At 58.8% G+C, this 11,358-nt stretch carries 8 protein-coding genes and 2 pseudogenes; 8 read left to right on the top strand and 2 right to left on the bottom strand.

Going from position 1 to position 11,358, the window contains the following annotated elements; genetic code table 11:
- The 7 genes and pseudogenes from B5V02_RS00770 to B5V02_RS00740 all read left to right on the top strand — a co-directional run.
- Nucleotides 1–1,990 (top strand): acetate--CoA ligase family protein (locus B5V02_RS00770; protein WP_146605991.1); only part of this gene is annotated, 1,990 nt, incomplete at its 5' end.
- Nucleotides 1,991–2,296: 306 nt separating this feature from the next.
- A complete protein-coding gene (locus B5V02_RS00765) occupies nucleotides 2,297–3,157 on the top strand; it encodes a hydroxymethylglutaryl-CoA lyase (protein WP_111542372.1) in 861 nt (286 codons plus the stop codon).
- Nucleotides 3,154–3,939, top strand: coding sequence for a crotonase/enoyl-CoA hydratase family protein (locus B5V02_RS00760; RefSeq protein WP_111542371.1), 786 nt, complete (start codon nucleotides 3,154–3,156; stop codon nucleotides 3,937–3,939). Before B5V02_RS00765 ends, B5V02_RS00760 begins: the two co-directional genes overlap by 4 nt.
- 706 nt (nucleotides 3,940–4,645) lie before the next feature.
- Nucleotides 4,646–5,779: pseudogene (locus tag B5V02_RS00755) on the top strand (amidohydrolase).
- A 257-nt stretch (nucleotides 5,780–6,036) separates the two neighbouring features.
- Nucleotides 6,037–6,734, top strand: a pseudogene (locus B5V02_RS00750) (CoA transferase subunit A).
- Nucleotides 6,735–6,750: 16 nt separating this feature from the next.
- Entirely contained in the window at nucleotides 6,751–7,380 is a 630-nt protein-coding gene (locus B5V02_RS00745; protein ID WP_111542370.1) for a 3-oxoacid CoA-transferase subunit B, read from the top strand.
- Nucleotides 7,381–7,425: 45 nt separating this feature from the next.
- Nucleotides 7,426–8,739 (top strand): acetyl-CoA C-acetyltransferase, encoded by a 1,314-nt coding sequence (locus B5V02_RS00740; RefSeq protein WP_281004884.1) that lies wholly within the window; start codon nucleotides 7,426–7,428, stop codon nucleotides 8,737–8,739.
- Here B5V02_RS00740 and B5V02_RS00735 read toward each other — a convergent pair.
- Entirely contained in the window at nucleotides 8,627–9,484 is an 858-nt protein-coding gene (locus tag B5V02_RS00735; protein ID WP_111542369.1) for a carbon-nitrogen hydrolase family protein, read from the bottom strand. The two genes, B5V02_RS00740 and B5V02_RS00735, sit on opposite strands and share 113 nt — an antisense overlap.
- Before the next feature lie 111 nt (nucleotides 9,485–9,595).
- Entirely contained in the window at nucleotides 9,596–9,979 is a 384-nt protein-coding gene (locus B5V02_RS40010) for a hypothetical protein (RefSeq protein WP_146605990.1), read from the bottom strand.
- Here B5V02_RS40010 and B5V02_RS00730 point away from each other — a divergent pair.
- On the top strand, nucleotides 9,953–10,957 hold the full coding sequence (locus B5V02_RS00730; RefSeq protein WP_111542368.1) for a LysR family transcriptional regulator: 1,005 nt from the start codon (nucleotides 9,953–9,955) through the stop codon (nucleotides 10,955–10,957). The two genes, B5V02_RS40010 and B5V02_RS00730, sit on opposite strands and share 27 nt — an antisense overlap.
- Nucleotides 10,958–11,358 lie beyond the last annotated feature (401 nt).

Genomic DNA, 11,358 nt, shown 5'->3' with positions numbered 1-11,358 from the left:
CGGCCATCCGATCTTGCCGGTCAACCCGAGGGGAGGGACGATCCTCGGTTTGCCGGTCGTTAATGACATCGGTGCACTTCCGGACGGTGTGGACATCGCGGTGATCGTTAGGCCGGCGGAAGAAGTGCCGGATATCCTTATTCAGTGCGGCAAAAAGGGCATCGCGGGCGCGGTGGTTGTGGCGCATGGATTTGGAGAGTGGGGAGACAACGGATCTGCAACGGAAAAAAGATTGCGTAATGCCTTAGCGGAAAGCGGTGTCCGTATTATTGGGCCGAACACATCAGGAATGGTGAATTGCACAGCGCAAGCGGATCTAATCGGCTTGCCGGAACTGCCGCCAAAAGGGCCGGTTAGTGTCCTAACGCAAAGTGGCGGCATGATCTTGACGCTACTAGAGGATAATCGCTCGATCAATGGCCCAGGTTTCGATGTTATCGTGGGACTCGGCAACCAAGCTGATGTCGGATATGACGAACTGATTGAAGAGCTTGGGCGGCGTAAAAGTACCGGATCGATTGCTATTTACAATGAGGGTTTCGCTAACGGCCGGCGCTTTATCGAAGCGGCCGAGCTAGTCAGTCAAAACTGCCCAATTGTGATGCTCCGCGGCGTACGATCCATCGAAGGTGGGAAGGCGGCGCTTTCTCACACTGGTTCAATTGCCGGGGCGGATGAGATCGCGTCGAGAGTGTTGCCTCAAAAGGGCGTTATATTAGTCGATCGATCTGATGAACTTCTACCTATTGCTGCACTTCTCGCGACTACTTCCCTTCCCAAACTGCAAACAGGAGTAGCGGTTCTAACTGACGGCGGTGGACACGCGACCCTTGCCGTTGACGCACTATCCCGTGCTGGGGTGCCGCTTGCATCACTGTCGGAGGACACCAAGGCTAGGTTGCGAAAAGTGCTTGGCGAGGAGGCAACCGTCGGAAATCCGATTGACGTGTACAGCGCCATCAATGCCCTTCCCGATGTTTTCCCGAAATGCATCGAAATTCTGGCATCGGATGTACAAGTGGGGCTTGTTTTAACAATAGGAATGTTCGGAGGCTACCATATCAGGTTCAATGAGGCTCTCCTGGAAGGCGAAAATCTAGCCGCTGAGCAGATCGTGGCTTTCAAGAAAACCACCAGCATCCCTCTGGTATTTCATAATTGCTATGCCAATCGCATGCTTAAGAGTGACGACATTTTGAGAGATGGCGGGATCCAGGTTTTCCCCTCGCTAGATTGGGCCGTGGCTGGCTCTAGGGCATTGTTTGAAAGAGCGAATTGGCTTTCCAAACAGAACTCCCGTGATCACGGGGTGACGTCTGAAAGCAAACGCATTGTCGTTCCCAGCGGGCTCTCAGCAGAGACAACAGCCCGTGAGATGTTGCAGGTCCTGGGGGTCGATACTGGGGAATGGTCGGCTGCAAGCGATGCTAAGTCGGTAGAAGCGGCTGTATCCAATTTTGCCACGTCTTGTGCGGTCAAGCTGGATTCGTCCGTGGTCGTGCACAAATCCGATATCGGCGGCGTGCATCTCGGCATAACGCGAGAATCTGCGCGCGCTGCCGCGGATGACATCGCGGATGCTATGTCATCCCAGATCACTCCAGTGACGAACTTCGGTTTCATCGTCACGCCGATGGTGAATAGCGGCGTAGAATTATTCGTAGGTGCCACCAACGATCCTGTCTTCGGCCCGGTGATTGTGTTCGGTTCCGGGGGCGTGCTGGTCGAGGCGGTCAAGGACGTGACCTTTCGCGCTGCACCGCTTTCTCCTTTGGAGGCTTTGGACATGATCAACGAGACGCGTGTCGCGAAACTCCTCGACGGTTTCAGGAATTATCCGAAAGTCGACAAGCGATCCCTAGCTAACTTCATCTCGTCCGTGTCCAACGCAATAATGAGCCTGGAGAATCTTGCCGAACTCGACATCAATCCAATCATCGCCACCGAAGGCGGTATCTACCCCGTCGATGTGAGGCTGGTCGGGAAATAGGCTGCAGCTCTAGAGGCGATATTAATGGATTCAATTTTTTGCATACGAAAGATTAACGCCGCAAAAGAGAACTTCCGGGCGTCCCGCTCGGAAAGATTGCTGTCGACATTCTTCTTGTTGTTCATGATTACTGGATCAGCCTCATTGGCGAATATATGAAGCACCAAATGGCGTGTTCGCTTAGAGCAATGGAGGGCAATACCTTGCCAGGTGACATCACATCAACTAGCCGTATGAAGACTTGGCCGGTCAGCTGCAAGCGCCACCGCTCCTCGTTTACGTGTCTCGAGCGGCAGGCCTGACCCGATGGCCGAATTCGTCCGCATCTTCGAGATGGGGCCGCGCGACGGTCTGCAGAACGAGGGGCGCCTCGTGCCGGCCGCGGAAAAGACTCGGCTCGTCGACATGCTGTCGGACTGCGGCTTACAAAAGATCGAGACGACCTCCTTCGTGTCGCCGAAATGGGTGCCGCAGATGGCCGATGCGGCGGAGGTCATGGCCGGCATTCGGCGTGCGCGCGGCGTCGTCTACGCTGTCCTGGTCCCCAACCTGAAGGGCTACAAGGCGGCGAGGGCGGCGAAGGCTGATGAGGTCGCCGTCTTCGCGTCGGCCTCCGAAACCTTCAGCCGCATGAATATTAACTGCTCGATTGCCGAGAGCCTCGAGCGTTTCCGTCCAGTGCTCGCTGCGGCTGCCGCCGACGGCGTTCCGGTGCGAGCCTATGTCTCCTGCGTCACCGACTGCCCTTACGAAGGCCCGACACCACCGGCAACCGCCGCGAGGGTTGCGGCCGAACTCTTTAAGATAGGTTGCTATGAGATTTGCCTAGGCGACACAATCGGCCACGGGACGCCGCCAACCATCGGGGCCATGCTCGATGCTGTGCTAAAAGAGGTACCGCCCGAAAATCTTGCCGGACATTACCATGACACAAAAGGATGGGCGCTCGACAACATCCTGGTGAGTCTGGAAAGGAGCCTGCGCACCTTCGATGCGGCGGTCGGTGGCCTTGGCGGTTGCCCCTTCGCGCCGGGCGCCAAAGGCAATGTCGACACGCTCGCCGTGGCCGCCATGCTCGCCGGGAGGGGTTATGAAACAGGCCTCGATATGGGGCGACTGGATGAGGCGGCACGCTTCGCGCGCGGCTTGAGAAAGGAGCGGCCATGAACTTCGAGACCATCCGCGTCACGACGGACGAGATAGGCGTCGCTACCTTAACGCTCGCACGCCCAGACAAGCACAACGCCATGTCGGGACAGATGATCGCCGAACTCGCGGGCGCCGCTGAAGTGCTCGCCAATGACGACAAGGTGCGAGCGGTGGTGCTGACGGGCGAGGGCGACAGCTTCTGTGCCGGCGCCGATCTCGCCTGGATGCGGACGCAGGCCTCCGCCGCGCGTGACGAGCGAATCGCCGAGGCCAGCAAGCTGGCGCGGGTTCTTCGCGCGCTCAACGAACTGCCCAAGCCGCTGATCGGTCGCATCAACGGTCAGGCATTCGGTGGCGGTCTCGGCCTGATGAGCGTCTGCGACGTCGCGGTCGCCGTCGACACCGCGAAGTTTGGCTTCACCGAGGTCCGGCTCGGTCTCATCCCTGCGACGATCTCTCCCTATGTGTTGGCTCGGATGGGAGAGGGCCGAGCGCGGCGGGTGTTCATGTCCGCCAGAATATTCGACGCCAACGAAGCCTGCGAGCTTGGACTGATTTCCAGTGCCGTGCCACCGGCCGACCTGGAGGCGGCGGTCGAAGCCGAGGTTCGGCCCTATCGCTCGGCCTCGCCGCAGGCGGTCGCCGCCTCCAAGGCGCTCGCACGTCGACTTGGGCCGGCAATCGACGACGCGATCATTGGCGAGACGGTCGCACTTCTGGCCAATGCGTGGGAAACGACCGATGCCGCGCAAGGAATCGCGGCCTTCTTCGATCGCCGCAGGCCGCGTTGGCAGGCGTAGTGCTGGCCCGGGAGCCGTTCGTGGTTAGCAGGAGCGACAAACGTCGAATTGCCAACGCCGCCGGCGCATCTTTGCGGCTGGCCGCTCACCCTCGGCGGGGACTTATCCGGCAACCACTTTGGACGGTAGAACCTCGCACGCGGCAGGTCGCCGTGAGAAGATTATCGGCTTGCAAGCGGATCGCGATCGCTGCTGCTCAGCTGCGGGACAGAGCGCGTCCGCTCCATGTCGATCTATCGTAAGCAGCGCGACGATCCTGACAACGAGAAACCCTCTGTCTGGCTTCTGTTTCGTTGGCGCGGGTAACAGCATTATGGGGGCATCGATGGAGAGCCTGGCTCGGCTTTTCCGTTGGACCACGGTTCGGTGGTCGCTGCCGGACGGCTATGCTGTCTGTCATCCGCAGCCTCTCGAAGTGCGTCTCAAAAAGCTGGCTACATTTCAAACCGCGCCGCCTCGCGGCATCCATGTTGCAACAGCAAGGGCATATTTGGCGCAAATCTCTCTTTCTGGTGTGTCATCATCGCCAGGTTCGGATCAAGAATTCTAACGGCGATTGAACGAAGTGAAGAATTGACGTTTGATCGCCATCTGGCACTCAAAAGGGATTCAATTGATCCCGCTGTCCCTTCCCACCAGATCGCCGTCGGAGAAGTACAACCGAAACGGCTCGGCGGAATGTGTCTAAAAAGGGGGCAAATGCAACATGAGAAGCGTTGAAGCTTTCGGCGGGGATCTGCAGCGCGAAGTCACCGAGTGGCGCCGCTATCTGCATGAAAATCCTGAGCTCGATTATCGGGAACACAATACAGCTAGGTTCGTAGCCGAGAAACTAGCCTCGTTCGGCACATCGTTGCATTGATACAGGGCAAAGGGGGAGATGGGCCGACGATAGGTCTGAGAGCGGTCATGGATGCCCTGCCAATCGTTGAGGCGTCAGGCAAACCTTGGTCGTCGAAAAGCCCGGGCATAATGCATGCATGCGGCCACGACGGTCACACGGCCATGCTGCTAGGCGCTGCGAAATACCTGGCGTCTACGCGCAAGTTCAAGGGCTCGGTTGCCTTGATCTTTCAGCCGGCAGAAGAGGTAGAATTGCCAACGGGCGCTTTCAGGATGGTTCAGGAAGGGATCATGGACCGTTTCGACATATCGCAGGTTCTCGGCATGCATAGCTGGCCGGGCCTGGACGTCGGCAAATTCGGCATCCGCCACGGCTACTTTATGGGATCGCAGGACGACTTCGATATCGTCGTGAAGGGCAAGGGGGCCACGCGGCCCACCCTTATAGGACCATCGATCCCGTTGTCATTGCAGCACAGATTATTCTCGGCCTGCAAACCTTAGCGCAAAACCAGATCCTCTGGAGACACTGGTAATCACCGTCACCAAATTGAGCGCCGCACATGCCTACAACGTTATTCCCGACGACGTTGAAATCGCTGGAACCTGCAGGACCCTCTCATCCAGCCTGCGAGATTTCGCCGAGCAAGAGATTTTGGCTTCCGCCCAAGGAATCGCGCGTGGATTCGGCGCGGATATCGAGTTCAGGTACCGTCGCTCCGCTCCCGCGACCTTTAATCACACGAAGGAGACCGATCTTGCGATCCAGGCAGCGCGCAGTCTCGTCGGGTCTGAATCCGTGGATGATAAGATGAGACCAAGCATAGGAGCGGAGGATTTCGCCTTCATGCTCGAGGCCCGGCCGGGCTCTTACATTTTCCTTGGCAATGGACCGACGGCTCAGTGCCATAACCCGGCCTATGACTTTGACGACGAAGCCCTGCCTTACTGCATCGGCTATTGGGTCAACCTGGTCGAGACGGTATTGGGTATTTGAGTGTGTGGGCGGACTGGAGTTGGTGAGGTGCGCTCGATCGCGATGTCAGCAAGCGCTAAGCCATGATGATCGCCGGATGGGCTCCAGCCGCACGTCCGGCGAGAACGTGCGTGGTGACCAGCGCAGCTCACACAACTGCAATGTCGCACTATCTGCCAGTCACAACGCTGCTAAGACTATGAATCCGGCCTGTTGTTCATCGCACAAGGCGATCGGTGTCAACGGCAGAGTAGTGGTCAACACTTGGGGTGAAATTCATGAACAAGGTCTATAGCGACGCCGGTTCTGCGCTGGAAGGTCTATTGTTTGAGGGGATGGCGATCGCTGCGGGCGGGTTTGGCCTTTGCGGGGTCCCGGAACTTTTGATCGGCGCGATCCGGGACGCTGGCACGACGGGGCTGACGATTGCATCGAACATTTGCGGCGTCGACGATTTCGGGCTCGGCGTGCTGCTGAAGACGAAGCAGGTCAAGAAGATGATCTCATCCTATGTCGGTGAGAACGCCGAGTTCATGCGTCAGTATCTGAGCGGTGAACTGGACCTCGAATTCAATCCTCAGGGGACGCTCGCCGAGCGCATGCGCGTTGGGGGCGCCGGTATCGCAGGCTTTTACACGAAGACCGGCGTAGGCACCTTGGTCGCTGAGTATAAAGAGCACAAGACCTTCAACGGCGAGAACTATGTGCTCGAGACCGGGATTGTCGCGGACCTGTCGATTGTGAAGGCGTGGAAGGCGGACACGTCAGGCAATCTCGCCTTCCGCAAGACGGCGCGCAACTTCAACCCGCCGGCCGCAACCTGCGGCAGAATCTGCGTCGCCGAGGTCGAGGAGATCGTACCGGTCGGCAGCCTCGACCCTGGCCACGTCACCTGCCTGGCATCTATGTGCATCGCCTGATCCAAGGTGTGCACGAGAAGCGCATTGAACAGCGCACAACGCGCGCGGCAGCGTAAGGTCGGGGAGAGACGAATGGCTTGGGACAGGAACCAGATGGCGGCACGGGCGGCGCGCGAACTGGAAGACGGCACTTACGTCAATCTCGGGATCGGCATTCCGACCTTGGTTGCCAATCACATTCCCGAGGGAGTTCGGGTAACGCTGCAATCGGAGAACGGGCTTTTGGGTATCGGTCCGTTTCCGACTGACGATCAGGTTGATGCCGATCTCATCAACGCCGGCAAGCAGACGGTGACCGCACTACCGCATTCCGCCTTCTTTAACTCGACGCAGAGCTTTGCAATGATCCGCGGCGGCAAGATCGCAATGGCGATCCTCGGCGCGAAGGAGGTTGCGGAAAACGGCGATCTGGCAAATTGGATGATACCGGGCAAGCTGGTCAAGGGCATGGGCGGGGCGATGGACCTGGTCGCTGGGGTGAAGCGTGTGGTCGTGGTCATGGATCACACCAGCAAGGCAGGCGAGTCCAAGGTGCTAAAGGCCTGCACCCTGCCGCTGACCGGTCAGCGCGTAGTCGATCGGATCATCACTAACCTAGGCGTACTCGACGTCGTTGAGGGCGGGCTCAAGGTGATGGAACTGGCGGAAGGCGTCACCGATAGTGAACTCCGCAATTCCACCGAGGCAACGATCGTCAATTGAGGTTCGGTGCCCCAACCAAGGCTCAGTTCTAACACAGAGGAAGCCATCTTGAGCAAGACTTCCATCGTCGCCGCCAGCGCTGCGCGCACCGCTGTCGGTTCCTTCAACGGCGCCTTCGCCGCCACGCCGGCGCATGAGCTTGGCGCCATCGTCATCAAGGAGCTTTTGTCGCGCGCCGGTGTCGAGCCGGGCGAAGTCGATGAGGTCATCCTCGGGCAGGTGCTGACGGCAGCCCAGGGCCAGAACCCCGCCCGCCAGGCGTCGATCAATGCCGGCTTGCCCAAGGAGACCACCGCCTGGGGCCTCAACCAGGTTTGCGGCTCGGGGCTTCGCGCCATTGCACTCGGCATGCAGCAGATCGCCACCGGCGATGCCAAGGTGGTCATCGCCGGCGGCCAGGAATCGATGTCGCTTTCGATGCATGCCCAGCACCTGCGCGCCGGCGTCAAGATGGGCGACTTCAAGCTGATCGACACCATGATCAAGGACGGGCTGTGGGATGCCTTCAACGGCTATCACATGGGCAACACCGCCGAGAACGTCGCCCGCCAGTTCCAGATCACCCGTGACGATCAGGACCAGTTCGCGCTCGCCTCGCAGAACAAGGCTGAAGCCGCGCAGAAGGCCGGCAAATTCAAGGACGAGATCGTCGCCGTCACCATCAAGGGCAGGAAGGGCGACACCATCGTCGACCAGGATGAGTATATCCGCCTCGGCGCAACGCTGGAGGCCATGACCAAGCTGAAGCCGGCCTTCGACAAGGACGGCACGGTGACCGCCGCCAACGCCTCCGGCATCAATGACGGCGCCGCCGGCGCGCTGCTGATGAGCGAAGCCGAAGCAGTCCGGCGCGGCATCGCCCCGCTGGCGCGCATCGTGTCCTGGGCGACCGCCGGCGTCGATCCGCAGATCATGGGCACCGGCCCGAGTCCGGCCTCACGCAAGGCCTTGGAAAAGGCCGGCTGGTCGGTGAAGGACCTCGATCTGGTCGAGGCCAACGAGGCCTTCGCGGCGCAAGCCTGTGCGGTCAACAAGGGCATGGGCTGGGATCCCTCGATCGTCAACGTCAATGGCGGCGCCATCGCCATCGGCCACCCGATTGGTGCGTCCGGCGCCCGCGTCTTCAACACGCTGGTCTTCGAAATGAGCCGCCGTGGCGTCAGAAAGGGCCTTGCCACACTTTGCATCGCGACGCGTTGCGAGCCAGATGCGCGAACGGAAGCCACAATGCCGGTGAATGGGTCGGTTATCCAAGCTGCAAAGGAAGGCTGGAATAGTCGGCCAACCGGTCGGCGAGGAAGGGGTAGGTCCGGCGCGCCGCTGCGATCGCGAACCGGGTCACTGTCAACGTCTCGATGACTTCGGCGTCGCCGAAGTGATGCGGTGGCTGGGTTTGGTCGATCCAGGGTGGACAGAATATCGAACCCCCAAAATCCTGGCCGGCCCGGTTGAGGCTCAGTACATAAACCTGGTTTTCGAGCGCGCGCGTTATCACGAAATGGTGCCAGCTAAAGTAGGTTAGATCCCGCGCATAGGCGCCGCAGTGGAGTAGTAGGTCTACGCCGTGGTCGACGCACAGCGTGCGGCTCAGCTCCGGTATTCGAATATCGTAGCAAATGATCGGCGCAACGCGAAACCCGGCAACGTCAAAGACGAAAATATGGTCGCCGCTGCTGAAGAATTCCTTTTCCATCGAGGCACCGAACTGGGCAGTGTGGAGCTTTGCATACCCGCCGCGACGATCTCCGTCCGGGCCAACGACGACCTGAGTGATCTGGAGGAGGCCATCGGTGAAGACAGGAAGGCCATAAGCGATCGTTACGCCGAAACGCTCCGCCACAGCGCGCCAGGTCTTGAAGCTCGGTCCATCAAGCGACTCCGCCAAAAGGTCCAGGGCTTCGAAGGCTTCGCGAGAGTATTCGATGCTGGACAGTTCGGGCAGGACAACGAGATCGATGGGCTCCGGCTCACGCGACAGTCGATCTGAGACCATGGCGGCGGCGCGTGCCAGATGCCTGTCGCGCTCAGCGGGATTGCGGGTTGGCGGGATGAAAATCTGGTAGGCGAGCAGCCGGAGTTCCGGCTTGGGGCTTTGCGCAATCATCTTCTGCGTACCCGTTTGTTACGCCCTGTCCGCCTTGTTGGCGGTGTAGGAACAGCCGCAGTTGACCACTCGGCCTGTCGACCAGGTTGTGCGACGATCCAGTCAAGCACTTCACTGCAATCCGGCGTTCGGCGCGCGCACGATGGTAGGCCACACACAGAAAGATGCACCGGTGCCGCGAGAATCCCCAACCACCACGGCAAGGTCATGCGGCACATCGCGCCTAGTCGCATAACGTCGATTTCTCATAGGCCTTGTTAGCAGCACCAACGAGATCAAAGCCAAACCAATGGAATTTGACATTTCCTGAAACGGGAAGCTCATGTAGTTCTCCTTATCCCGACGGCCTTTCCCGAATGCATCGAATTTCTCACGTCCGATCCGCAGGTGGGCTTGTCCTGATGATCGAAATGCTGGCGCCTCCCGCAGCATTGCGTCCAACATTTCTTTGGCATAGATTGATCGCGAATGAGCAACAATATCACCCTCAGGCATTTGCGGGCGTTCGTCGCGATCGCGGATTTCGGTGGGTATACCGCCGCGGCCCGCTCCTTGAACATCGCTCAATCGGCCTTAAGCCGAACGATAATGGAGATCGAGGAGGAACTGGACACCCGCCTTTTCGAGCGCACGACAAGGAGGGTCGTCCTTACGGCATCCGGCGAGCAGCTATTGATGAACGCGCGCCGTGTTCTCGAGGAATTCGACAGCGCGCTATCACGGTTCCACCTCTACCAAAACGGACTCGACGGAATCGTAAGCTTGGCTGCACTTTCGTCGGTTGCGTCAATTATGCTGCCAACGGTCATTTCCGAATTCAGGAAAACCAGGCCCAACGTCAGAATGTCGGTAAAGGATGGTTTCGCGAACGAGGTTGTTCGATATGTGTCCGACGGACACGTCGATTTTGGGATCACTTCCTTTCCAAAGGCGAAAGAACATTTGGTTTGCGAACAGATAGCGGCGGATATTCTGGTGTGCATCTGCTCGAAATCTCACAGGTTCGCGGGCATGGAAATGGTGTCCTGGAACGACTTGACTGGCGAAGACTTCGTCGCATTTGATCCCATGAGCAGCATTCGCATTTCGGTGGATCGCGCTCTGCAAATTGCAGAAATCCAAACCGGGACCATCACAGAAGCTCGGGACATCGGCACGGTTGCGGGCCTCGTATCCGCCGATATAGGCGTATCCGTGGTGCCGAGCCTTGTCCTGCCTATGATGCAGTTTGGTGATTTTATCCAGAAAAGGTTGGTGAACCCCCTAGTCGAACGCGAGATCTGCCTTGTCTACGATCCGCAGACAACTCGTCCTCCAGCCGCAGAGATTCTCATGGACATGTTACGACAAGGCGCGAGACATGGATTCCCAATCCCGAACGGAACAAGATGGGTGAATGATGATCCGACCCCAATCTCGGCGAAACAGTGTAGGAATCGGCGAAACAGTGTAGGCACAAGTACTCCTGTTTGAACTCTCAGGTCAGATAAATTCAAGCTGCGCGTCATATTCTCAAGTCCGCGAGTGGCGCGTCTCCTGGCGGACCTGAGCTGATCGCAACTTGGCAGCAAGCCGGGAATCCGAGCCGGCCCGCCGGCGACAGCGGTGGCATTCGGCGGGTCCCCCAAATCCGGCACACGGAAAAACGCCCTCTTGGCGTGCGGGCACTGCGACGCACCACGGCTGAGATGCTGTCGGCATTTATGAGCACGACTTCCTGCTCTGTTTGTGCGGCGGGCGGCCTAGCTGTTTAGATGGGGTATTCGGCTCTGCCCCACGTCTTAAATGGGTTGAGGTGCTGCGCTTCGAGCTGATGATAAAACGTGGTCTGTGTGGACAGCCACAAGCATCAGAAAAGGAAGCGCAGCATGAAA

It is taken from the genome of Mesorhizobium kowhaii (assembly GCF_003253745.1).
Taxonomy (GTDB): domain Bacteria; phylum Pseudomonadota; class Alphaproteobacteria; order Rhizobiales; family Rhizobiaceae; genus Mesorhizobium; species Mesorhizobium kowhaii.
The sequence above is the reverse complement of the archived record's forward strand: the minus strand, read 5'-3'. Positions and strand labels throughout refer to the sequence as shown.

Excerpts from the sequence above, each read along its gene's own strand:
- B5V02_RS00745 (WP_111542370.1), top strand. The coding sequence starts at position 6,751 with ATGGCTTGGGACAGGAACCAGATGGCGGCACGGGCGGCGCGCGAACTG.
- B5V02_RS00765 (WP_111542372.1), top strand. The coding sequence starts at position 2,297 with ATGGCCGAATTCGTCCGCATCTTCGAGATGGGGCCGCGCGACGGTCTG.
- B5V02_RS00730 (WP_111542368.1), top strand. The coding sequence starts at position 9,953 with ATGAGCAACAATATCACCCTCAGGCATTTGCGGGCGTTCGTCGCGATC.
- B5V02_RS00735 (WP_111542369.1), bottom strand. The coding sequence starts at position 9,484 with ATGATTGCGCAAAGCCCCAAGCCGGAACTCCGGCTGCTCGCCTACCAG.
- B5V02_RS00760 (WP_111542371.1), top strand. The coding sequence starts at position 3,154 with ATGAACTTCGAGACCATCCGCGTCACGACGGACGAGATAGGCGTCGCT.
- B5V02_RS40010 (WP_146605990.1), bottom strand. The coding sequence starts at position 9,979 with ATGCCTGAGGGTGATATTGTTGCTCATTCGCGATCAATCTATGCCAAA.